This window comes from Pseudomonas sp. NPDC090203 (assembly GCF_044746765.1).
Lineage (GTDB): Bacteria > Pseudomonadota > Gammaproteobacteria > Pseudomonadales > Pseudomonadaceae > Aquipseudomonas > Aquipseudomonas putida_AD.
The window spans coordinates 47,299-70,332 of record NZ_JBIVCV010000008.1; the positions used below are offsets into that span (position 1 = coordinate 47,299).

Below are 23,034 nucleotides of genomic sequence, written 5' to 3' on the forward strand. Positions count from 1 at the left end.
GATCCATGAGCACTGTTACTCGCGATGAGTTGATGCAGGTCTTTCAGCAATTGCAGGGGCAATTCTCCAGCAAGAAACAGAGCCTTGCCGATACCCAGCAGCGCTTCGATACGCTGCGCACAGGCTTCGTCGAGCTGATGCGCCAGAATACGGAACGCATGGCCGCGTCGGTCAACAAGCAGAACCCGCTTGCAAATGACGCCGCTCAGCTCGCACAGCGCCTGACGGACCAGTTCTGCGTCTGGGAAAAACGCGCAAAGCTGCGGGCCAGTGGAGCGGCGTTTCGGGAAAATTACAACGATTCTCTGTTGGTATTCGTTTACGGCAAGGTCAAGTCCGGCAAGAGTTCGCTGGGCAACTACGTGGCCTGGGGACATAGTGAGCCTTCTGCTCATTTGAAAGCAGAGGCCGCCCTGAAACCCGCTTACTTTTCCCATGAGCGCACCTCTGTCGCCAGCGGTGATCAGGAAGGTGAAGCGTTCCGTTCGGAGCAATTCCGAGTGGGCGCAACCGAGGCCACCAGTTCTATCCAGGGCTTCAAGTTGCCGGGCTTCACCTGGGTCGATTCCCCCGGGCTGCACTCGACCAACAGCGCCAACGGTGACCTTGCGCGCAAGTACGTCGATCAGGCGGACCTGATCCTCTACACCATGAACTCGCAAGCCCCTGGCCGCCAGTCGGATATGAGCGAAGTCAGCGCCCTGCTGAGCGGCCAGCGTTCGCTGATGGTCCTGCTGACCGGTAGCGACCTTACCGACGAAGATGAGGATGACGACGGGCAGCTCGTCACCGAAGTTTTGATGAAATCCAAAGAGACGCAGCAGCGCCAGATCAAGGAGGTCGCTAACAACCTCGTGGCGATGGAGCACGATGCTGTGGATAAAATCAGCATACTGCCCATCTCTACCCGCTTCGCTGAACGGCATCCTTCGCACTTGCAGGAAAGTGGTTTGGGAACATTGTTCCAGACCCTCAAGACCCTTTCTGAGGGCCAGGGTTTGCAGCTCAAGCTGAACACGCCGCTGAACAACCTGCGCAAGGCCGTCAAGGAAACCAACGACGATCTGGGCCTGATCAAGGAACTGACCGAATCATTCGAAGAGCAGATCCAGAAACAGGACCAGACGGTGGAGCGGGAACTGCACATGCTCGGCCAGAAAGGCACGACGCAGATGCGCAGTTTCATCAATCAACTGTTCAACGGCCCTCGCCCTGCCAACGTTCAAGCGCAGTTGCAGGAGCAGTTGGCCAAGGTTGTCGGCCAACTGACCAGTGAGGCAATGAAGACCATTGGTGAAACGCAGCAGAATGCGCTGAAACGCGCCTTCGACATGAGCCGCCTCGGTGCGATTCCGGACTATCAGGAAGTCACGGTCGAGAAGGAATACATGAGCGGCACCCGGAGCAGTACCAAAGCTGCATGGGGGACCGCCGGCGCCGTCATTGGCGGCACCATCGGTTTCTTCGTCGGCGGCCCTGCGGGCGCTGCAGCAGGGGCTTCCCTTGGTGGCGCTGCCAGCATGATCGGACGAAGCGCAGAGGCCATCATGGCCAAACACAACGTGGTCGTCGGCGATAACCTCGAAGAGCAACGCCAGATTGCAATCGAGCAGTACGCGAACGCGCTGCCCACCTATCTGAACGAGCAAGTGCTGGGCATCTACGAGCCCCATCGCGACTCCATGCTCGAATACTGTCAGGTCCTGACCATCGAAATGCAGCGCCTGCGCCAGGCTCTCAACACTCTAGAAACGAGCACCGTGCAATGACAAAACCAGGTCCGATGACACAGTTGCTGGCCCTCTACGACGAAGTAGATCCGCTGTGCGAAACCTACAACCCGAACGACATCGCCAGCATTCGCGAGTTGACTCGGGCGAAGAAGGCCCAAGCCGGTGCGACCATCATGGTGTATGGCGTCTACAACGCCGGTAAGAGCACCTTGATCAACGCCCTTCTCGGCCAGGAGCTGGCTGCAGTGGCTGATGTGCCCGAGACTGCGCGGGTACAAGGCTATCGCTGGGGCGATTTCGAAGTCCTGGATACACCCGGTATCGACGCGCCACTTGAGCACGAAGAAATCACTCGCGAGCAGCTGATTCAGTCGGATGTCGTGGTGTTCGTCGTCAACCCGCTAGGCGTCGTTGAAGAAGAAAAGACCCTCGATGTACTGCTTGAGCTCGTGCTGGCAGGCAAAATGATCTTCCTGGTGCTCAACTGCAAAAACCGCTTTGATCCGATCGATCTTGCGAAGGTCAAGGATGAGTTGCGCGAGCGCATCCAGCTCAAGGCAGGCGCCCGGCAGCTACTGGATCACATCCCGATCGTCGATGTGAACGCCCGCTCTGCGCTCAAGGCAAAACTGGAGAACAAGCAGAATCTGCTGAACAGTTCGGGCTTCCCGAAATTCGAGAGCGCACTTGCCGAGTTCTTCGCATCGGTCGAACAAAAGGCAATCGTTGCACGGGTCGCCACCGAACTGCGCGGTTTCATCCAGGAGACCGTGGATGCACTGGATGAGCAGCAAGACTACGCCTCGATCAAGCGCCTGGACACTTTCTACGCAGACATTGCACGTCGAGAACTCGATATCCGCCGTGGCTTGAAATCACTGATCGAAGCCAAGGCGGCCTATATCAGCAAGAGCACGATCAATGCACTGCACCTCAACAGCGACGGCGCGCAAGCCAAGATCGAGCAAATCATCGGCCAGGCGAACCACGAGGTGTGCACCGAGCTTGAAGAAGCCCTTACCCGCCTGGGCCTGGACGCTTCCGAAATGCTCGAAGAGGTCATCCGCGAAGTACGAATCCAGCCCCAGGCCTACAATGGCCAGGCTGCGCCGGACCTCGATGCGCAGGGCAATGAAACGGCTCAGGGGCCGGCATCGTCCGGTATCGACCTGACCCTGCTTGAATCGGGTGTGCGCCAGGCAAGTGGCCTGCTGAAGGCTGAACATGTGGTCAGTGTGCTGAAGGTCGGCAAGGAGTGGCTGCCTACCCTGTTCAAGGGCATCGGCCCCGTAACGATGGGAAAGATGGCCGAGCAGATCATCGGCAAGGTCATCCCGGTCATCGGTATCGCCTTCCAGGTGGGCAGCACACTGTATTCGGCTTTCGCCGGCGACCCAGAGCAGCAGCGATTGAATCAACAGGCCCAACGGGAAGCCCAGGAGCGGGAGCGTCGTGACCAGGCCATTCAGGCATTCGGTGAGGAAACGGCCTGGGAGTTCTCTCAATCGCTCAACTCGGTTGTCGATACCCATTTGAAAGCCAGCTTTGCCGAGATCAAGGAAAAGCTGCAAAGCCTGCGCGGCAGCCTCAGCCAGAATCAACGCGGCCTCAGCGAAGATCGTGAACGTCTGGTGAGATGCCAGGCTGCCATGGACGAATATGCCTGAAACTCCTCGGGCATTCGCCTGCAACCGGTGCATGGAGTGCTGCCGGCGGGTGAACCTGCTTCCTGAAACCGCCGCGATGGACCGCGGCGATGGTGCATGCCGGCACCTTGATGAAGTCGAGGGCGCGTGTCGCATCTATGACGACCGACCGGATATCTGCCGCGTTGATCGGCAATACGCGCTCCACTATCAGCAGACGATGACGTGGGACGCGTACGTCAAGATGAACGAGGATGGGTGCAAACAGTTGCAGGTACTGGCGCTCGCCCAAACGATCTGCGCCGCCCCTGCTGCCTGATCAGACCCGTTCAACACGAGGAGAAGCGAGTTCAGTCTATTGATCGAACTCGCACATACCCTGCAGAACACTTTCAGCATCTTCAGACGCCGAGCGAGCAGCCCGGGTAGAACTGCTCGAACAGAGCGGTTGGCAAGCGCTGCGTAGCGAGAGGACTGGCAGCGCAGCAGCACCTGGGTTAGAAAATGCCAAACAACTTGGGTTTGATAACCACGCCGGACAGCGGAAGGCAGCGGGCAAAGAATTGGTCTTGCTCGGCGTACTTGACGAACAATCGGTCGAGCTCAGCATTCACCCGACCAAAGCCCTCGTCAAACCAACCGATCAGAGTCGATTTCAAGGTCAGTATAATTTTTGCCATCTCATAGAGCGCACCCACTTTACTTAGAAGGCTGTCCGACTCAAACCCGTCTTCTATCTCTTTGAATCGGCCCTCCATCTCGGCCTGGAAGTCGTCGAATGCACGAGTCATCGTGCTTTCCAACTCATCGCTGGTTTCCCAGTCCCCGACAAACCCGAAGGACGAAAGGTAATCATCAAAGCCTTGCAGGTCGCCGAGCAGCTCGTCAAAGTTGGGTAGTTCAATCTCGCTGTCCAGATCAAGATCGGCGATTTTCAACAGACTCAGATCCGCCTGCTCAATCTTGCGAACCACTGCATTACGCATGTCGGTGAGTAGACGCTTGAAGTTCAAGCAGCTCATCGCCGCCAGGCGCTTGCTCAGAAAGGCGTGAGATTGCTCAAGGTACAGAGCAAGCACTTCTTCACGGCCGAACGCCTGCGTCGACTGGCCACCGCGCTTGCGAATCGACACGGAACATAGAGGTGTTACCGCCACACCTGGGCACTGTTTATGAATTTCCCGCGTCAGGGCCTCGACTTTGTCCCCTGCCACATCAGCATTGGTCAGGATCACTTGCAGGGGGATTCGCTCATCCTGGCCGATCACTCTGATCAAGGACAAGTCCACGGGCTCAAGCCGTGCGGAGCTGGCGTTAATGACATAAAAAGCGCCATGTATCCAGGTTTCCGGCTGCATGGGCCGTGCACGTCGCTCGTGCATGAAGCGGTCAAACTGTTCTAGCCACCGTGTGTGGTTGTCAGCCTCCAAACCCACACTGTCGAACACATTCAACAAGTGCATCTTGTGCTCAAAAGTATGCGACTGGAAATTTTTTTCCCACGTGGTGACAGGCTTGCCACTTCCGGTCTCAAATAGGCCGGGCTTGTCGAACAGGTAATTGCAGAAGCTACTTTTGCCTACGCCACTTTTGCCCAACACGATGAGATTGATTGCGAACTGATCCATTAACTTGAAAACCCTGAACAGCTGTAATCGTAGAAAGCCTGGGGAGAAAGCGCGGCGGTTCGCGCCTCCCCAGCCCTTGGCGTGCACGAGCAGGGATCAGGCTTTACCCGACTTCCACTTACTCAACCCGCTGCTGAAAGCCTGCATGAACAGCTCACTGGACAGTAACTTGGTCCAGTCCGGCGACTTGCCGGTTTTCAGATAGCCATCGATGGCACGCTCATATACCTCCACCAAAGCCAGTCCCAGTCCGCCGGTGATGACCCCCGCCACGCCCGCATTGATGACCTGCCCCAGCACTGGGATGAACTTGGTAAGACTGGCTGCCAACTGGCGCCCCATCAAACTCAGGATCTGCCCCTTGAGCATACTTACGGCGATTTCGCCCATCGAATCGAAACCATAGAGTTTGGCCAGCGAGGCGGCCATGGCGATCTGCTGAGGCACGATGAGCAATGCATCGGACATCGGCACCGGATTGAGACCGGCACTGGTGGCAGTCGTGGCGCTGTAGGTCATGATGATGGTCATGGCCTCGCTGCGTTTGGCAGGGAGCGAGGCAATTTGCGCGGCGATAAACGACTGGCGCAACGAATCATCCTTGAGCGATGCGCTGGACCAGTCGATCAGTTTTTCAAGGTCCAGCTTCAGCTCTGGATCATGGCTGGGATTTTCGGCACAGGTCTCGAAAACCTTGCAGCTCACTCCGTTTTCGCGCAGGACTTTGCGAAACGCCTGGGAAGTCAGACCATTACCTTGTTCGTCGACTGGCTCGGAGTCGCATTGCGTCAGGACAACGGCCACCGGTACATCCAGTTCACCAGTGATCAACCTCAGGTTGTCCAGATCAAAATCAGTGATGCGGTGATTGGCAACTGACAGACAGTACCAAATGAGGTGGATTTGCTCATTCAGGGCCTGGCTTTTGCGCTTCTTGATTTCAGGGATGATTTTTTCCCGAAAATTGCCCGCCGACGCTTTGCCTTCGGCTACCTCGTAACCTTCGGTATCGAAGATAACCAACGGCACCTTGGGATCCTCGTAGCGGTCGCAGCCGCGAGTGATCGGCTGCCCTGTACCCACCTTGGCAATGGCTTTGCCGAAGATATGATTGATCAGGCTGCTTTTGCCCACCCCGGTTCCGCCAACGATCATCAGGTTGGGTTTTTTGACCTGAGCCATCTCATTGTCGAACTGCTCTTCGAACCGCGTTTCCATACTTGCCATAGATTCGTCTCCGTCACCGCGCCACGTGTGTGCGCCCATATTTCACGCATTAAAAATACATCGGTTTGGATCCGAAAACCTTTAGGCACCAATTGCAAACTGCCATTAACGACACAGGTTTTCAGCCAGGAACTTGAACGTCATTCGACGCGCCGCCTCTTTCAGGGACAGCACCACTCGACCCTCAGAGCAGGTCTCACTCCCCCATCGCCGCCTGCCTCAACGCCTCATTCTCCCGCTCCATCCGCCGGTACTCCACATACGCATCAAACCCGGCCTTCAACACCACCGCCAACCCGACCGCCGCCAGCACATTCTTAACCATGCCCCATTCCTCTGTTTGCAATGTGCTTACACCATGCCGTTGAACCGCGACAAATTGCGTCGGGGTCAATCGCGTAGCCGTGCACCAGGTGGTTAAAGGTTGCCGGGGTATCGCCGATAGGCAGACGAAGGAATTTTTAGCTGGCCCGCAGCCAGCATCAACATTGAAAGGAAGACTCCCGTGCCCTCAGCCAAAATCCACACCGCCCTAAGCCGCCAGTGGGAGCTGTTGCAGCACCTCCCCAAGCGTTCCCCTGGCATCACGGTCACCGAATTGCTGGCTCGCCTGACCGCCGCCGGTTATTCGATCAGTCGGCGTAGTGTCGAGCGGGATTTGCGGGATCTGTCGTCGGTGTTTCCGTTGCAGTGCAATGACGGTGGTACGCCGTTTGGCTGGTATTGGCAGCCGGGTGTGAGCGTGGAGTTGCAGGGGATCACGCTGACGGAGGCGGTGAGTCTGGCGTTGGTGGAGGATGCGGTGCGGCCGTTGTTGCCGGGCAGTATGTTGAGTGTGCTGGAGCCGCGTTTCGAGCACGCCCGGCAGAAGCTCAAGGGGCTGGGCGAGGGTAATCCTACGGCGCGCTGGCCGGACAAGGTGGCCAGTGTGCGGCCGGATTTCAATCTGCGGGCGCCGGAGATTCGTGCCGATATTCTGGAGGCGTTGCAGCATGCGGTGATCAGCGAGCAGCAGCTGCACTGTCAGTACTATTCGGCGCACACCAATAAAGAAAGCGAGTTGACGCTCAACCCGCTGGCAATCGTGCAGCGTGGTTTGATCACTTACCTCATTGCCACGGCTGCGCCTTACACTGACATTCGTCAGTTCGCGGTGCATCGCTTTCGTGCGGTCACGGCGCTGGACACGCCGTGTCAGGGGCTGGATTCGTTCGAGTTGCAGGGTTATCTGGACAGTGATGCGCTGCAGTTCGGCAAGCCGGAGAAGATTCGTTTCAAGGCCTGGGTGAGTGAGCATCAGGCACGTCTGATCCGGGAGACGCCGTTGAGCGCGGACATGATACTGGAGGCGCTGGCCAACGGTTTCGAGTTGCAGGCGACGGTGAGCAATACCTGGCAGTTGCAGTGGTGGATTCTGTCTCTGGGTGACGCATTGGTGGTGCAGGAGCCGGCGGACTTGCGCCGGCACGTGGGCGACACCTTGCGCCGTGCGGCGGCGGCCTATGCCGATGAGGCCGTCGAGGCGGCCTCGCTGTAATTCTGGTGCCACGCGGATGATTGCGCGGCATCGGCAGGCTGCCTATCGACGCAGCCGTGCAAACCACTGGGCCAGGGTGCGGTCGATCACGCCTGCGGTCTTGAAGCTCAATGACGTGCTGCCGCAGTGCTCGCAACGGTCGCACCATTCGCCTGGGCCCAGGGCGTCGCTGCGGGGTGCGATGGTTTTCTTCCAGCCGCAACGGTCGCAGGTGAAGGTAAAGGGGTGGGGTCTTACGGGCATCTCATCGCTCCTTGGTCCCGCGTGGCCGCCACGCGGGGGTGGTCAATTCAATTGTCTCAGGCAGCAGGCACGAGGGCCTGAAGCAGTTCTACCTTGCGCTGCAACTGGGCGACGTGCGCCTTGTGGGCCCGTAGCGCCGATTTCAGTTCGCGGTTTTCCTCGGCATGCCTGCCCGGCCGCGTCTTGCCGCCGAACGGGGTGTCCTGCCAATGCGTCAGCAGGCGCCAGCACTTGCGGCATTGCAGGTACAACGCCGACAGCAGCGCCAGAATCACGCACAGCATGGCCAGCGTCAGCCAAGCCTCAATACCCATAGCATTTCTCTCCTGTCACGAATGCATGTTCAGCAGCCCGTCGATACCACTGCAACGCCTGGCGACAATCCGGCGCTTGCCCTGCCACGCCCTGCTCGTGCAGTCGCCCCAAGGCCCGCGCGGCCTGGACGATGCCGCGCTCGTAGGCCTGTTCGTAGTAGCTGACGGCCAAATCCTGATCCACCCGCATGCCTCGCCCGTGAAGGGCCTGCTCTGCCAGGTTGAACGCGGCTTCGGCCGAGCCCAGCACGTAGGCGAGTTTGAACAGGCGTCGCGCCAGTACGGTGTCCTGGGGCGTGCGGCTGCCGTTGATCCACAGCCAGCCCAGATCGTTGAGGGCGTCGGGATCGGAAGCGAGCGCGTCATCGCGCAACGAGCGGTACAAAAAGCCCAGCAGCGCAGGGTCGGTCATGGTTGCCAGCGGGCTGGGCGCTTGCAACCTGTGGTAGGTGAATGTCTCGCACGTGGCCGGCTTGAAGACGCGCAACGACGGCATGCCAATGCTCGGGCGGGTAGCGGGTGCCCGGGTGGAATCGATAAAACGCATGGCCTGGGGATCAGGCAACAGCGTGTCCAGCATCTGGAACACTTTCTCGGCAGGGCTCATTCGGACAGCCTTCTGATTCATCATTCGATGAGTGCCATTATTCGCAGTGGCGCGTCATTTTGTGTCGTGCGCAAACTGCGGTAGCTGTCGAATCGCAGATGGATCGTCGGCATTAAACGCAGTAGCATCTGGCCACACCTTGCCCAGCCACGTACCGCCATGGATGCCCGCGACGGCTCAAGCGCGGCGGTCTGCGGCCGATAGGGCTAGACACTTCTGCGTTTAAGGAATCTTCCCGGAATGGATTACCAGTCGCTCAAAACCCGCCACCGCAACGAGCGCGATGCGCACCACCCCAACCTCGCCCTGCGCGTGCATCGGGCCCTGAGCTGGCTCAACCGCGCCGAGCAGGCAGAAGACGTCGATGGCCGTTTCATCTTCCTGTGGATCGCTTTCAACGCGGCCTATGCGACCGACATCGACGAGCAGCATCGGCTGTCCGAGCAGGAGTCGTTCAAGGCGTTTCTGCAAAAGCTCTGCGTGCTGGACAGCGAACACCTGATCGAGAAACTGGTGTGGTCGGAATTCCCGGGAAGCATTCGCGCCCTGCTGGACAACCCTTATGTGTTCCAGAGTTTCTGGGATTTCCAGAACGGCAAGATCACCGAAGCCACGTGGGAAGAGCGCCTGCGCAGCGGCAAGCGCAACGCGCAGACGGCGCTGGCCAACCGCGACACGGCCAAGGTGCTGGGCGTGATGTTCAACCGCATCTACACCTTGCGTAACCAGGTGATGCACGGCGGGGCGACCTGGGAGGGCAGCGTCAACCGCTCCCAGTTGCGCGACTGCTCCAGCCTGCTCGGCAAGCTGGTGCCGCTGATTATCCTGCTGATGCTCGACAACCCCGACACACTCTGGGGCGACGCCTGCTACCCGGTGGTCAAGCAGTAAGGCGGTGTTTGCGCGTCGCCCGCGAGGGCGGCAGCGCCCCGTGTACGCTCACCAACTCACCCTCACCCCCAGCGTCCCGCTCACCCCTTCCAGCGCCTCGCTGTCCAGATTCGCCGCATAGTCCGCCGTCAAATACACACTCACATTCCCCGACACCTTCGCCACCACCCCCATGCCCACATCCATCGACGACGCCTTGTGCTCGGTCTTGATCCGGTCCAGGCCGTTGTAGGTCGTGGTGTCTTTGCCGCCGAAGCTGTGCCAGAGGTTGGTCCGCAGGTAGGGTTCGATTGGCAGGTTGTCGATCAGATATCGCCCTTTTAGCCGTGCGCCGAGTCGTCCTGTCCAGTAGGGCTGTGAGTCGAAGGAGACGTCGGAGATGCCGTCGTTCTGTTTGTCGAGGTCGATGCGTTGGTGGATGAGTTGGGCTTGTGGTTCAACCACCCAGTGCTCGGAAACCGGGATCGGGTAGCCGCCTTCAAGGGACAGGGTGACGGCGTGGCCTTCGGTGTCGAGTTTGACGCCGCGATCCGAGCGGTTGCTGCCGTCCAGGCGGGTGCCCATGGCGACGGCGTCGAGGTACCAGCCTTGAGGATCGACAAGGGTCCAGTAGGCGCCGAAGTGGTCGCCGTTGAGTTTGATGTGGCCGGCCTTGCGGTGCTGGAAGCCTTCGGCAAATCCGTCGACGTCGCCGCGCAGTCGGCTTTGGCCGACGAACAGGCCGATGCGTTGGGTCTGGCCGCTTTCGGTGGTGGCGCTGTAGAGGTCGTGGCCGATCTGGTAGCCCTGGTTGGAGGCGTCGAGGCGTGGAGACACGGTGCCTGACCAGCTTTTCTTCATATCGCCGCCGTACATCCGCGCCCAGCCTGCGGGAACGGCGCCGGTTTCGCCGAGCAGGCTTTGATCGCCCTGGCGCTCGTGAAAGGTGCCGAGTGCCGTGAGTATCATGAGTTGGGCGGCGGGCACGACGACTGAGTAGACCGGTACTTCGAGGCGGTAGAGTGGAATCGGCGCGGCGCCCGCGACAGCCTGTGGAACGGGCGGCGAGCTGACGGCCGGGATGGGCGACGTGGCTGCCGGGGTGTCGGGTTGCGTAGGCGCCGCCGGAGGATCCGCCGGGGCGACCGGTGTCGCGGTGGGTGGCTCGACCGGGGGTTCGTCGGGGCTGACGGTGGGTGCGGCGGCAACGATGGGCGGGCTCGCCACCGGCGGGACGACCACCGGTGGCGCGGGCGGCTCGACTGGTGCGGGCACGGCGACCACCGATGAACGCAGGTACCAGTTGTTTTCCGTGCCTGCGCTCACGCCGCCCTTGAACAGGTAGTACTCGTAGGCGCCGGCAGACAGCGAGCCTCGCAGGGCAAAAGCGTCGCTGGTGCTGGTGGCGCCGTTGAGGGCCTGGACCACTTCGATGCCGTCGGACCGGGTCAGCCCGCCCAGGCCGCCGAGGTTGGTCACAGCCAGTTGGGTGTTGCCGCTGATGGCGCCCTGGGACACCACCAAGCGGTCGCTGGGCGAGCCGTCGCCGCCCAGTTCGGTCTGCACCCGCAACTGGCCGTTGTTGCCGACGTAGTTGCCGTAGACGCTGAGGGTGTCGCTTGCGACTGCGCTGCCGGAAGTCAGGTCGATTACCCCGGCGTTGTTGAGTGTCGCCAGTTGCCCGGCGGTGTAGGGGCGGATCGCGCCTTGGGTGGCGGTCAGGGTGCTGCTGGCGTCGATGTTGAAGGTGCCGGTGTTGCTGGCACTGTCACCCAGGAAAAAATCGTCGGCCAGATCGAAACGCGAGCCGCTGGTGAGGTTGACGGTTTCCCAGCCGATGTAGCGCGCCGCAGTGGCAGACGAGGTGTCGATGAAGGTCAGGGTGTCAGCGCCCAGGCCGCCATCGATTGCGGGCGTCGGGGCCAGGGCGCTCTCGGTCAGGCGGGCGATTTGCGCAGTGTCGTTGCCGTCGCCCATCAATACAGCGGACTGGATTTGCCCGCCGCCGTCCCAGACGAAAATGTCGTTGCCGGTGCTGGCGCGAATCTGCCCGCTGATGATGCCGCCGGTGACCGTCACCCGGTCATCGCCCCCGCTGACGCTGAGGTTGCCGCCGATGCTGCCACCGGACACCCTGATCGTGTCGCGGCCAAAGCCTGCGACCAGGTTGCCGATGATGCGCCCGCCAGACAGGTCGAAGATGTTGTCGTCGAGCTTCATGTCGACGCGCCCGATGGTGCCGCCGCTCATGGCCGCAACATCGCCGTCTTCGAAGGCGCCGATGATCGTGCCGCCGGTCATGGAGAACACATCACGGCCGCCACTCTGGGCCAGCGACTGGATCGTGCCCCCGGTCATCAGAAAGTTGTCGATGTCGTTACCCTGGATCACCGCGCCGGTGATGGTACCGCCGCCAATGCGGATGACGTTGCCACCGTCGCCCAGGTCGATGGAGCCGCGAATGGAACCCGAGTCCATCTGCAGCACGATGGCGCCCGCACCAAACAGCACATTGCCGTTGATGACGCCGGTGCCGCCGACGGGAAAAGTGAGGGTGTTGTTGCCCAGCAAATCGGTCAGGCCGGGGCTGGTACCGCTGTCGCAGACATAGTTGTCATTACCTGCACCGGCAATCAGTGTGCAGGCCGCCTTAATCTCCGTGGCTGGCAATAACAGCATAGATACGCAAGACAGATAGAGAATATTGCTGACACTAGCCCGTAGGGGCCGTTTCATCAGAAATACTCCTGCGGGCATGGCCCGGGAGGGTTGCATCCGTTCGAAACCGGCGCCCGTTATAGGCCGTGCACCGAATTAACTTCCTTATTTAATTCAGCTAAGAGCAACCTCAAGAAAACGTCAAGTTATCCACAAGCCGCGCTGAGCGCTTTTGCCGCAGGGCGGCTCGGTTGTGACAACGATAACAACGGCGTAGAATTCGCCTCATTCGCTCGTCCCCATACCCATAATAGTTTGCTGACTGCCTACACCGCCCAGGCCATGAGCCTTGTGCGGCGTTTCTGCTTGTCGGCGTTTTCATGGGCTGGGGCTCGATCCTGCTTTTCGATGTTTGCCCGAGGCTTGCGCTTTTTACATGAACACTACCGATGCTCGCACTGGAAGTTGGCTCAGCGTGATCGCGCTGGCCCTGGCGGCCTTCATCTTCAACACCACCGAATTCGTGCCGGTGGGGCTGCTCAGCGCCATTGGCCACAGTTTCGACATGACCACCGCGCAAGTGGGCCTGATGCTCACGGTGTACGCCTGGATCGTGTCGCTGGCGTCGTTGCCGATGATGCTGATGACGCGCAACATCGAGCGCCGCAAGCTGCTGACCTTCGTGTTCCTGCTGTTCATTGCCAGCCACGTGATGTCCAGCGTGGCGTCGAGTTTCGGGATGCTGCTGGTCAGCCGGGTGGGCATTGCCCTGGCCCATGCGGTGTTCTGGTCGATCACCGCCTCCCTTGCAGTGCGTGTGGCGCCGGCGGGCAAGCAGGTGCAGGCACTGGGACTGCTGGCCACCGGGACGTCCATGGCCATGGTGCTGGGCATCCCGCTGGGCCGGGTGCTGGGTGAGGCGCTGGGCTGGCGGACGACATTCCTCGCCATCGCCGTCGTGTCGGGGCTGACGGTGCTGATTCTGATCAAATCGCTGCCGCTGCTGCCCAGCCAGAATTCGGGGTCGCTGCGCAGTCTGCCGATGCTGTTCAAGCGTCCGGCGCTGGTGACGGTGTACGTACTGACTGCACTGGTCATCACCGCGCAGTTCACGGCCTACAGCTACATCGAACCTTTCGTGCAGGTCGTGGCGAAGATGAGCGGTGAAATGACCACCGTTATCCTGTTGCTGTTCGGTGGCGCCGGCCTGCTGGGCTCGGTGGCGTTCAGTCGCTTCAACAACCGCTATCCACGCGGCCTGCTGATCGCCACCATTGGCGCGCTGACGGTGTGCCTGACCCTGCTGTTGCCGCTGTCGGGGAGCAGCTCGTGGATTTCGATCCTGAGCGTGGTGTGGGGCATGGCGATCATCTGCTTTGGCCTGGTGATGCAGGCCAAGGTACTGGCCCTGGCGCCAGACGCCACGGATGTCGCGATGTCGCTGTTCTCGGGGATCTACAACATCGGCATCGGCGGCGGCGCGCTGCTGGGCAGCATGGTCATCAGCCAGTTGGGCATCGCCAATATCGGCCTGGTGGGCGGCCTGGTGGCCCTCAGCGGCTTGGCGCTGGCGTGCCTGGCGTCGTATCGCTACGCAGAGAGCATCCGCGCCTGATTGGCGCAGCCTCTTCTGATCGTTCCCACGCTCCGCGTGGTAACGGCTCCTGCGACGCTCCGCGTCGCTGGACGCAGAGCGTCCTGGGCTGCATGCCCACGCAGAGCGTGGGCACGATCAACATCCTGCGCAACCATCATTCCCATCGATAACCAACATTCCGCCGATTGCCTTCCGCTCAAAATCCATGGGCGTACTATCACCTCACACCCAGACACGAACCGAGGGCAGGAAAAATGGTTATTCATCTTCTGACTTGCTTGTCACTGACAGCGCTGACCAGCTATGTCGTGGCCCTCAAACTTTTCGCTCTGACTCCGGTGCCAGTCACCGCAGACGAAACCAGCCATCGTGTCATGGCACGGGCTCGCTGATTACTTATCAGCCGCCCAAGTAGCTGAAACTTATCAGCACCTTTTACCCTTCTACTTTCTGTTTTTTGCGGAGCATTCGACATGGCCCGAGACGTCACCCTGCACGTTAGTTTTCCCAACTTTGGCACTAACTATTACTCACAACATGTCGTCGTCCGCAAAAACCGTCACAGCCTGATCGAGGACAAACGCTTCGACGCCTTCATGATGCCGGCGGCGGAACAGCACTTCAGTAACGAGGTGGTGGGCTTCAACGATCAGTTCCGTTTTCTGACTGACGCGCTGGCCATGCACCTGCTGGAAGTCGAAGACGCACGTCCTGCCAGAAGGGGCCGCCAATCGGCCCAGGCACGCAGTCTGTAATTCAAAATTTCTTCGCCTGGATCGCCAAAAATCCGTGGGACGGCCGTTCAGTGCAAAATTATTGATGGATGACTGCATTAATTTGAATTTGCCTCACAGCGTGTTTCTGACCACAATCGCCGTGCTTCAAATGTGACCGGAAAGTTGCCGCAACAGCTTTCCACTGTCGCACTGCTGTTTTGAAACACTTGGCACATGCCCTCCCTGTGCAGGAGCTCAGTCGTTTGAGACGAGCTCCTTTTTTCGCCCTGGAAGATTCGATTGAAAACGCTTTTGCGCAGTTTCATCCCTCATTCACTCAATACCCACCCTGCTGAATGGTCCCGCGCGGCCATCGGCGCGTGCTTGGGTATCCTGCTCAGCGCCCTGTTGAGCCAGCAGTTGTTCGGCACCGATGCCACGCTGCATCTGCTCGGCCCACTGGGTGCGTCGGCGGTGCTGTTGTTCGCTGTATCGACCGGCGCGCTGGCCCAGCCGTGGTCGATCATCGGCAGTTACCTCATCGCTGCACTGGTCGCCCTGGCGAGTGTGCACATGCTCGGCAACACAGTCGCGGCGGCCAGTGTCGCGGTGCTGTCCTCGATTGTGGTCATGTGCATATTGCGCTGCCTGCATCCGCCGGGCGCCGCGATTGCCATCAGCATTGTCGTGTCGAAACACGATCTCTCGGCCCTTGGCCTGCACGTGTTGTTGCCGGTGATGTTCAACGCCGGTTGCCTGTTGCTGTTCGCTCTGGTCTACAACAACCTGACCCGCATGCGCTACCCCAGGGCGCAGGCCAAGCCGGCCGTTGCGGCTCAGGTGATCGAGCCTGCGCAGGCTGGCGCGCCTGTACCGGGGAGTTTCAGCAGCGAGGATCTGGACAAGGCGCTGGATGAGGTCGGATCGTTTGTCGATGTGTCCCGCGCTGATCTTGAAAGCATCCTGCACAAGGCTGAAGACATCGCCCAGCACCGCAACCGCACTGACATCGACACACGGCAGGTCATTTCCCGCACCGCGCCCAGTCTGTCCCTCGAGCACTCGATGGCCGATGCGATGAAGCTGCTGAGCAAGCAAGGCAGCAAATACCTGCCGGTGCTCGACGCCGAGCGCAAGGTGGTCGGAATCATCAGCCTGGTGGATTGAAGCTTCACCGGCCCGTAGCAGTCCGGCTTGCCGGCGTCGGCGCCCTCAAGATCGATCCCGCGGGCAAGCCCGGCTGCTACGGATTGGCGGGGGACGCGGGACCGTAGCAGCACGGCTTGCCGGCGGGAAGTACTTGAGATCGCTGTCGCCGGCAAGCCGGACTGCTACGTTCGGGATTTACACATATTGGCTAGATCAAAGGATCCCAGCGCTGGGACCAGTCGCCTTCTTGCTTGACGATATCGCGCAGCAGGTCACACGCCGGTTGCAGCGTGGGTGAGGGATTGTCCCGCGAGTAAATCAGATAAGTCGGATAGCTGAACTCCGGCGCCATCGGCACCCGCTCGACAATTCCGCGATCCAGGTAGGACTGCACCACTCGCGTGCGAAAGTAACCGGAGCCGCCATTGTCGAGGATGTACTGCAAGGCGAACGGCCCCAGGTTGAAGGCTACGGCGGCCTTGGATCTTTCCGGCATGGCATCGTCGTGTTGCCGACGAAACGCCGGACCCCAGTCGATGTAGACATAGGGCTCGGGCCGACCCACCACCTGCACCAGAATCAGCTTCTCTTCGAGCAACTCCTCGACCTGCACCCCGGGCCAGTAGGCCGGTTGATACACCAGGGCTGCATCCAGCACGCCGCGTTCGACATCCTTCATCAGCACGTCGTCATCCTTGACCTCGGCGTGCAGCGCGTGGTCCGGGATCACTCGCTTGATCTCGCGCACCCAACTAAGCAGCAGCGGGTTGCACAGGCTCATCTGCGCGCCGATACGCAGCACGTGGTGATAACCGTCGGGCAGCGGCAGGTCGCGCCGCGCGGCGTCCCAGGTCTGGACCAACTGGTTGGCGAACAGGATGAACGCCTCGCCGTCCGGGGTCAGCCGGGCGCCGGTCCGGTTGCGCACGAACAGCTTGCAGTTCAGATGACTTTCCAGCTTCTGCACCCTGGCTGTGATGGCAGTCTGGGTAACGTGCAGCTGTTCGGCGGCCGCCATGAGGCTGCCCAGGCGGACGATTTCGAGAAAGGTACGGGCGAGGTCAATGTCCATCGATACGGCTCGGTGTCTGGCGTCGTGTGCCGCGCCATGGTAGCGCAGCAGCACCGTAGGCCGATGGAAAAGCAGGCAGGACTTTCATCGCCGGGGGTTTGCAGAAATGCGAAATCCGCTGTCTGATGCAGCAGGTTCGTACAGATAGCGAGCCACTTACCTACTTTCTGCGGAAAATCCTATGAAACACGCCCTGCTCACCGGCCTGCTCCTGACCGCTTTCGCCCTGCCCTTCGCGGCGTCTGCCAATGACGACAGCAACCAATGCCAGATGAACCTGAGCAAAGTCCGAGATGCAAAAGTCGCCCGGCCCAACTTGAGCGATGCCGTGAAGAGCGACGTCGACACCACCGTCCACCGCGCAGAATCAGCCTATGCCCGGCACAATGAAGATGGTGCCAGGGAGTGCGTGGCATTGACGCAGCAGGCGTTGCAGAAGATTCAGGGTAATTGACGCGAGTCAATTACAACCCCGGCCCCCGTAGCAGCACGGCTTGCCGGCGGGGGCGTCCGCAAGATCGCCCCCGCCGGCAAGCCGTGCTGCTACGGTTGAATCACTTCAAGACCAGCAACCGATAAACCCCCGCCTCGTTCTCGATCCCGTGGGTGTCATGGGTGAACCCCGGGAATGACCGGTCGAAGCTCTCCAGCGCCCTCAGATACGCCAACAGCGGCCCATCCGCAGGCCCTGCGTTTTCTCCCGGCATCAACAGCGGAATGCCTGGCGGATAGGGCACGATGCCAGTGGCCGCGATGCGTCCGGCAGCCTCTTCCAGCGTGACCTGCTCGACCTCGTTCTTGACCAGTTTTTCGTACGCCTCCACCGGGCTGAATTCGGCCTTGGGCAGGGTGCCGAACGCCTGGGCCATGGCTGCGGTGGTCCGGGTTTTCTTCATGGCGGCGAAGATGTCCTGGGACAAATCCTTCAAGCCCATCCCCGCATAGCGCACCTGGTTGGCGGTCAGCAGGTCGGGCAGGCACAGCTCCAGTTCGAGGTTCAGGTCATAGTCGCGCTTGAAGTCCAGCAGAGCGTTGACCAGCGTGCCCCATTTGCCCTTGGTGATGCCGATGGAGAACAGGAACAGGATGGTGAAGTCCGTGGTTTTCTCCACGACGATGCCTTGGCGCCCCAAGTAGGCGCTGAGCACGCAGGCAGGGATGCCGAAGTCGAGCAGGTTGCCGTCGTCGCCCATGCCGGGGCTGAGGATCGACACCTTGATCGGGTCGAGCATGCAGTAGCCGTCTTCGATGTCGCCGAAGCCGTGCCAGACTTCGTTCGGGTGCAGTACCCAGCAGTTGGGATCGCTCTTGAGCCTGGCCGGATCGACCTCATGGAACGGCAGCGAGGTCGCGCCCACCTGCACACTCGGCGGCTGCCAGCAGGAGAAGAACCAGTCGTCATTGCTGAGCATTTCGCTCTGCATGCGCGAGATGACCTGGCGAAAGGCAATCGCTTCTTCGATGGATTCATTGGTCAGAATCTGCCCGCTGGGCGATTCCATCATCGCCGAACTCACATCGCACGAGGCCATGATCGCGTAGTTGGGCGAGGTCGAGGCGTGCATCATGAACGACTCGTTGAAGCGACCGTGAGGGATCGGGTTGCGCCCGTTGCGCACGTGAATCATCGAAGCCTGGGACAACGCCGCCAGCAGCTTGTGGGTGGACTGGGTAGCGAACACCGTGGGCTTGGACGCATCGTGATCGTCCGGGCTGCCATGCATCGCGAAGCGATCCTTGTACAACGGGTTGAAGCGCGCGTAGCCGTACCAGGCCTCGTCGAAATGCAGGCGGTCGACGCTCTGCCCCAGCAACTGCTCGACCCGGGTGACGTTGTAGGTCAGGCCATCGTAGGTGGAGTTGGTGACGATGGCGTGCACCGGTGTCGGGTCGATGTGGCTCTTGACCAGCGGGTTGTTGGCGATGGCCGCCTTCACGCCCTCGGCGCTCAAGGTCTGCGGCAGGATCGGGCCGATGATGCCGAAACGGTTGCGCGTGGGCACGAGGTAGGTCGGAATCGCCCCCGAGAGGGTCATCGCATGCTCGGCGGACTTGTGGCAGTTGCGGTCGCAGAGGGCGATCTGGTCCCGCGTGACGCTGGCCATCAGAATCACCCGGTTGGACATCGACGAGCCGTTGGTCACGTAGTAGGTGCGATGGGCGCCGAACACCTTGGCCGCATAGCGCTCGCCCTGGCCGATGGGGCCGCTGTGGTCGAGCAGCGAGCCCAGTTCGCCGACGGAAATCGACAGGTCCGAGCGCAGCAGGTTTTCCCCGAAGAATTCGTAGAAGGCGCGCCCCGCCGTGCTCTTCAGAAACGCCGTACCACCGGCGTGCCCCGGCGTGTGCCAGGAATATTCGTAACTGCGGGCAAACTTGAGCAGCGCGCCGAACATCGGCGGCAACACCGCCTGACGATAACGCTCGATGGCGGCCATGATCCGCCCGCTCAGGAAGCGGCTGGTGTCTTCGGGCAGCCAGATGAAGTCATCGGCGTGCTGCATGACGATCAGCGGCACGCTGGAGGCGGTGCTGCGGTCGCTGATGAGGAAAACCGGGACGCGGGTGTTGCGCTCACGCAGCGCAGTGAGCAGGTCGATGCATTCCTGGTGGTCTTCGCTGGTGTCCATCTCCCAGCTCAGCAGCACGCACTGGACGGCCGGGTCAGTGCTCAGGATCGACTTGGCGTCGCTCAGGCTTTCCGAGGTCAACACGCTGATGGAGCGTTCTTCGACGTCACTGATGAGCTGGATCAGCGCCCGGCCAAAGACGCTGCGTTTGTCCGGCTGGTTGCAGACCAGCAGCGCCAGCATGCCGAGCAGGTGTCTGTATTCCGTCATGGGTGGGTCTCCAAGGTGGCCTGATTCACGCTGTTGAGAGGCAGGTTATTCACGGGGATGGGGTCCGCAGTGAGGTGCTGCGCCGCGACGGTCTGGGTCGGAACGCTGTTGTTGAGTGCCTCCAGTTTGATCAGGCGAGTGTTGACGAAGCCGAACAGCGTGTAGCCGACGATGGTCGCCACGCCGCCGAGCATCAACGCCTGCTCGCCCGAGCTATAGAGCGCCAGATAGCTGTAGGCCGCCGCGATGTAGGCCACGATGTTGGTGATGAGTGCCTTGTCAGGCGGAACGTTGGACACCTTCTGCAGGGTCATCAGAGTCGCCATGGACAGGATGTACGGCACCAGGTTGGTCACCACCGCGAGGTTGACCAGGGTGTCGAACTGTTTGGCAAGGTCGGGGCTGATGGTCAGCAAGGCCATGGCCGTCTGCATCGCCAGCAGGATCAGCATGCTGATGATCGGCACGCCATGCTTGTTGGCCTTGGCGAAGATCGGCAGGAAGTAGCCGGTGTCCGCCGAACTCTTGAACACCTGCGCCACGGTGAATTGCCAGCCAAGCAGCGAGCCTATGCATGCCAGCACCATCAGCCCCATGACGATGTTGCCGACCATGGGCGTGAACATCTTGGCGAACACCAGGCCGAAGGGTGCGGTGGAGGACACCAGTTCGGCGTTGTCGACGATGCCGGCGATCACGTTGGTGGACACGATGTAGATCACCGCCGCGCCCAGGGTGCCGCCCAGTACCGCGATGGGCACGTTCTTCTCGGGATTTTCCACCGCATCGCCGTTGGCGCACGCCGACTCCAGCCCCAGAAATGCCCACAGGGTGATCGCCACCGAGGCCCCGGCCGCTTCGAACCAGCTTTTGTCGTGGGGGTTCCAGCCAGCGGCGTACACGCTGCTGTCGAACCAGAACCAGCCGATGGTGGACACCAGAACCACCGGTGCAATGACGCCCCATACGGTGACTGAGCCGATCCGGCCGGTAATACTGGCACCGCCGAAGTTGGCGAATGTGGTAATCCACAACAGGGCGATAGTGGCCAGGCCAACTTGCAACGAGTCAAGCTTTAGCCCAAATAATGTCTGGATATAACCCACGGCCGTAATACTGATCGCCACGTTGGCAATCAATAACGACAGGCCATAGGTGTAGTTGGTGATGTAGTTACCGGACTTGCCAAAGGTGTATTCGGCATAGCCGCCCATCCCGCCGGTCTTGCGGCTGAGCATGCCACAGCGGGCGAAGGCGTAGGCCAGCGCCAGCGAGCCGGTGGCCGTTATCAGCCAGGACAGAATCGAGATACCGCCGACTTCGGCGAGTTTGGTTGGCAACAACACAATGCCGGAGCCCAACATGTTGACGGCCGTCAACATTGTCAGTTGTCCCACGCTCATTTTCTTTGCGACTGACATTCCGTTGCCTCTGCTGGATGAAGTGAGAGGCTTTTAGCTATAGCAAATGTTTCTCACTAATCAAGAAATGAGTGGCGCGCTGAGTACTGTCAAAGCGCCACTTAATCAACTTGCAGAGACACTAGCCGGATATTAACGGGTCATTCGGTCAGATTGTTTTTCATCCGTTCGAATACACTCATATCGGTGCGCTCGAAGCGCAACGGCGTTACAGAGACCCCGCCATGGGTCACGACCCAGGTTTCGCTGTCATCGAAATCCGGGCGGTCGTGGCGGTCGATATTCAGCCAGTAATAACCCTGCTCGCGCATGTCGGTGCGCTGGGTGATATTCAGGCCGTCCATGCGGCCGATGCCCTGCCGGGTGATCTGCAGCGGTCCGGCCTGCTCGGGTTCGACATCCGGAAAGTTGATGTTCAGGCACACGTCCCCTGCCCACTGCATCCCAAGGACCTTGCGAATCACATCGGGCGCCAGCGCACGGGCCGTGCCCCACTTCACCGCATCGCGGCGGCTGAAGAACTGGCTGAGGGCAATCGAGGGAATGCCCATCAGCAAGCCGGCCATGGCCGCACCGACGGTGCCGGAAAACATGGTTTCGACGCCCAGGTTCGCCCCCTTGTTGATGCCCGACAGCAGCAGTTGCGGCGGCTGCTTCATCAGCTCGCGCACACCGATGGCCACGCAGTCGGCTGGCGTGCCGGACACCGAAAAGCGCCGCTCGCCACGGGCCTTCACCCGTAGCGGATGGTGCAGGCTCAGGGCGTGGGAAATGCCGCTCTGATCCTGATCCGGCGCCACTACCCACACTTCATCGGCCAGCTCACGGGCCACGGCTTCCAGTACCTCAAGGCCCGGGGCGTCGATGCCGTCGTCGTTGGTGATCAGGATTCGCTCGATCTTCGGGGGCATGCACATCTCCTCGGCTGGCAATCAGACAAACAAGGTACACAACGCAAAACCGGCGTACCAGACGATGGCCGCGCGAATCAGCAATTCCCACAAGACATCCAGACTGTTCACACCTTCGACGCCGACAACCGGCGCCGGAACCTCGCCGGCCACGCAGCCCACCTTGGTAATCAGCTGCGAGGCGCTGATGTTCCAGTTGAGCAACTCACCGAGCATCACCCGGCTGACCGCGACGAAATTGCCCACCAGGGCAAAGCTTGCAGCCAGCAGGCGCACCGGCACCCAATCGAATGCATGGCGCAGTTGCGTGGCGCGCTCCACCAGCGGCGCAGTCCTGCCATGCTCAGCGGCCAGTGCCAGCAGGCGATAGGCCAAGGCCGCGACCGGGCCCAGGAGGAAATACCAGAAAATCACGGCAAAGAAGCCCTGATACACCTGCCACAGCAGGTAGGTTTGCGCACCGCCGAGCAGTTGCTCTTCGTTCTCGGCCTGCACGCCCAGGTCGCGCTCGGCGACCAGCACGGCCGCTTCCTGATCACCACGCCGGCAGGCATCGCGGAATGATCCCAGATTGGCCTTGATGTCCCCGCGCCCCAGGCTGTAGATCAGCACCAGCAGGTGAATCGGCAGCGCCAGCCAGCCATAGGCCACGGAGCCGACGATCCACAGCACCAGGGCCAGCACCAGCAACGGCAGCAGCACGATCAGGGACAGTATCCACCACGGCCGCTTTGCCGTACCTGGGTTCGACTCCAGCCGGCTCAGTTGGTACAGCCACGGAGCGTCACGCTGAACACGCTGGCGCAGGGCGGAAAACTTCTCGATCCACACTGCCAACAGCAACACCAGAAAACTCATCACCTGC

Annotated in this window: 21 protein-coding genes; 9 read left to right on the top strand and 12 right to left on the bottom strand. The window is 60.6% G+C overall.

Translation table 11 applies throughout. The annotated features are described in order from the left end of the window. The first annotated feature begins 5 nt into the window (after window positions 1–5). From ACIPO9_RS15350 to ACIPO9_RS15360, 3 genes are read left to right on the top strand one after another with little or no spacing between them, the layout of a single operon-like run. On the top strand, window positions 6–1,769 hold the full coding sequence (locus ACIPO9_RS15350; RefSeq protein ID WP_400781842.1) for a dynamin family protein: 1,764 nt from the start codon (window positions 6–8) through the stop codon (window positions 1,767–1,769). After that, window positions 1,766–3,400: a GTPase gene (locus ACIPO9_RS15355; RefSeq protein ID WP_400781845.1), complete on the top strand. Its 1,635-nt coding sequence runs from the start codon at window positions 1,766–1,768 to the stop codon at window positions 3,398–3,400. Before ACIPO9_RS15350 ends, ACIPO9_RS15355 begins: the two co-directional genes overlap by 4 nt. After that, window positions 3,393–3,698: a YkgJ family cysteine cluster protein gene (locus tag ACIPO9_RS15360; RefSeq protein ID WP_400605275.1), complete on the top strand. Its 306-nt coding sequence runs from the start codon at window positions 3,393–3,395 to the stop codon at window positions 3,696–3,698. The genes ACIPO9_RS15355 and ACIPO9_RS15360 overlap by 8 nt, the downstream gene beginning before the upstream one ends. A 178-nt stretch (window positions 3,699–3,876) precedes the next feature. On the opposite strand, the gene ACIPO9_RS15365 is transcribed toward ACIPO9_RS15360, so the two are convergent. The 3 genes from ACIPO9_RS15365 to ACIPO9_RS15375 all read right to left on the bottom strand — a co-directional run bounded on the left by ACIPO9_RS15365 (window position 3,877) and on the right by ACIPO9_RS15375 (window position 6,559). Then, window positions 3,877–5,007, bottom strand: a complete 1,131-nt coding sequence (locus ACIPO9_RS15365; protein WP_400781847.1) for a GTPase — start codon at window positions 5,005–5,007, stop codon at window positions 3,877–3,879. A gap of 96 nt (window positions 5,008–5,103) precedes the next feature. Then, on the bottom strand, window positions 5,104–6,234 hold the full coding sequence (locus ACIPO9_RS15370; RefSeq protein WP_400605279.1) for a GTPase: 1,131 nt from the start codon (window positions 6,232–6,234) through the stop codon (window positions 5,104–5,106). A gap of 196 nt (window positions 6,235–6,430) precedes the next feature. Beyond that, entirely contained in the window at window positions 6,431–6,559 is a 129-nt protein-coding gene (locus ACIPO9_RS15375; RefSeq protein WP_400781849.1) for a hypothetical protein, read from the bottom strand. Window positions 6,560–6,739: 180 nt separating this feature from the next. On the opposite strand from ACIPO9_RS15375, the gene ACIPO9_RS15380 reads away from it, so the two are divergent. Then, window positions 6,740–7,771 carry a helix-turn-helix transcriptional regulator gene (locus tag ACIPO9_RS15380; protein WP_400781852.1) on the top strand — a complete coding sequence of 344 codons (1,032 nt, stop codon included), beginning with the start codon at window positions 6,740–6,742 and terminating at the stop codon, window positions 7,769–7,771. A gap of 42 nt (window positions 7,772–7,813) precedes the next feature. Here ACIPO9_RS15380 and ACIPO9_RS15385 read toward each other — a convergent pair whose 3' ends face one another. Genes ACIPO9_RS15385 through ACIPO9_RS15395 form a run of 3 tightly spaced genes read right to left on the bottom strand, consistent with a single transcriptional unit; the run spans window position 7,814 to window position 8,935 of the window. Then, window positions 7,814–8,014, bottom strand: coding sequence for a hypothetical protein (locus tag ACIPO9_RS15385; protein WP_400781855.1), 201 nt, complete (start codon window positions 8,012–8,014; stop codon window positions 7,814–7,816). Window positions 8,015–8,070: 56 nt separating this feature from the next. After that, window positions 8,071–8,328, bottom strand: a complete 258-nt coding sequence (locus ACIPO9_RS15390) for a hypothetical protein (RefSeq protein WP_400605285.1) — start codon at window positions 8,326–8,328, stop codon at window positions 8,071–8,073. Continuing rightward, window positions 8,318–8,935 carry a tetratricopeptide repeat protein gene (locus tag ACIPO9_RS15395; protein ID WP_400781857.1) on the bottom strand — a complete coding sequence of 206 codons (618 nt, stop codon included), beginning with the start codon at window positions 8,933–8,935 and terminating at the stop codon, window positions 8,318–8,320. Before ACIPO9_RS15395 ends, ACIPO9_RS15390 begins: the two co-directional genes overlap by 11 nt. A gap of 240 nt (window positions 8,936–9,175) precedes the next feature. Here ACIPO9_RS15395 and ACIPO9_RS15400 point away from each other — a divergent pair, with 240 nt between their 5' ends. Continuing rightward, on the top strand, window positions 9,176–9,826 hold the full coding sequence (locus ACIPO9_RS15400) for a hypothetical protein (protein WP_400605289.1): 651 nt from the start codon (window positions 9,176–9,178) through the stop codon (window positions 9,824–9,826). 48 nt (window positions 9,827–9,874) lie between these two features. On the opposite strand, the gene ACIPO9_RS15405 is transcribed toward ACIPO9_RS15400, so the two are convergent. Continuing rightward, window positions 9,875–12,541, bottom strand: coding sequence for an autotransporter outer membrane beta-barrel domain-containing protein (locus ACIPO9_RS15405; protein ID WP_400781859.1), 2,667 nt, complete (start codon window positions 12,539–12,541; stop codon window positions 9,875–9,877). Between the two features lie 358 nt (window positions 12,542–12,899). Between ACIPO9_RS15405 and ACIPO9_RS15410 the strand changes: the two genes are divergently transcribed. The 3 genes from ACIPO9_RS15410 (at window position 12,900) to ACIPO9_RS15420 (ending at window position 15,943) form a co-directional block, all read left to right on the top strand. Then, window positions 12,900–14,078 carry a sugar transporter gene (locus ACIPO9_RS15410; protein WP_400781861.1) on the top strand — a complete coding sequence of 393 codons (1,179 nt, stop codon included), beginning with the start codon at window positions 12,900–12,902 and terminating at the stop codon, window positions 14,076–14,078. A 455-nt stretch (window positions 14,079–14,533) separates the two neighbouring features. Further along, complete coding sequence (locus tag ACIPO9_RS15415) at window positions 14,534–14,815, top strand: hypothetical protein (protein ID WP_400605293.1); 282 nt, start codon at window positions 14,534–14,536, stop codon at window positions 14,813–14,815. A 261-nt stretch (window positions 14,816–15,076) separates the two neighbouring features. Then, on the top strand, window positions 15,077–15,943 hold the full coding sequence (locus ACIPO9_RS15420) for an HPP family protein (protein WP_274133615.1): 867 nt from the start codon (window positions 15,077–15,079) through the stop codon (window positions 15,941–15,943). A gap of 190 nt (window positions 15,944–16,133) precedes the next feature. Here the strand turns inward: ACIPO9_RS15420 and ACIPO9_RS15425 are convergent, their stop codons facing one another. Then, the gene (locus ACIPO9_RS15425; RefSeq protein ID WP_274133616.1) at window positions 16,134–16,997 is read right to left on the bottom strand and encodes a LysR family transcriptional regulator; all 864 of its coding nucleotides are present in this window, start codon (window positions 16,995–16,997) and stop codon (window positions 16,134–16,136) included. A 181-nt stretch (window positions 16,998–17,178) separates the two neighbouring features. Here ACIPO9_RS15425 and ACIPO9_RS15430 point away from each other — a divergent pair, with 181 nt between their 5' ends. Beyond that, window positions 17,179–17,451, top strand: coding sequence for a hypothetical protein (locus ACIPO9_RS15430; RefSeq protein ID WP_400781864.1), 273 nt, complete (start codon window positions 17,179–17,181; stop codon window positions 17,449–17,451). Window positions 17,452–17,551: 100 nt separating this feature from the next. Here the strand turns inward: ACIPO9_RS15430 and ACIPO9_RS15435 are convergent, their stop codons facing one another. The 4 genes from ACIPO9_RS15435 to ampE form a co-directional block, all read right to left on the bottom strand. Further along, window positions 17,552–19,837 carry an Orn/Lys/Arg decarboxylase N-terminal domain-containing protein gene (locus ACIPO9_RS15435; protein WP_400781866.1) on the bottom strand — a complete coding sequence of 762 codons (2,286 nt, stop codon included), beginning with the start codon at window positions 19,835–19,837 and terminating at the stop codon, window positions 17,552–17,554. After that, window positions 19,834–21,258, bottom strand: a complete 1,425-nt coding sequence (gene potE, locus ACIPO9_RS15440; protein ID WP_274133619.1) for a putrescine-ornithine antiporter — start codon at window positions 21,256–21,258, stop codon at window positions 19,834–19,836. Before potE ends, ACIPO9_RS15435 begins: the two co-directional genes overlap by 4 nt. A gap of 140 nt (window positions 21,259–21,398) precedes the next feature. Continuing rightward, window positions 21,399–22,169, bottom strand: a complete 771-nt coding sequence (surE, locus tag ACIPO9_RS15445; protein ID WP_274133620.1) for a 5'/3'-nucleotidase SurE — start codon at window positions 22,167–22,169, stop codon at window positions 21,399–21,401. Window positions 22,170–22,190: 21 nt separating this feature from the next. Further along, a complete protein-coding gene (ampE, locus tag ACIPO9_RS15450; RefSeq protein ID WP_400781869.1) occupies window positions 22,191–23,027 on the bottom strand; it encodes a regulatory signaling modulator protein AmpE in 837 nt (278 codons plus the stop codon). Between the last annotated feature and the right edge of the window lie 7 nt (window positions 23,028–23,034).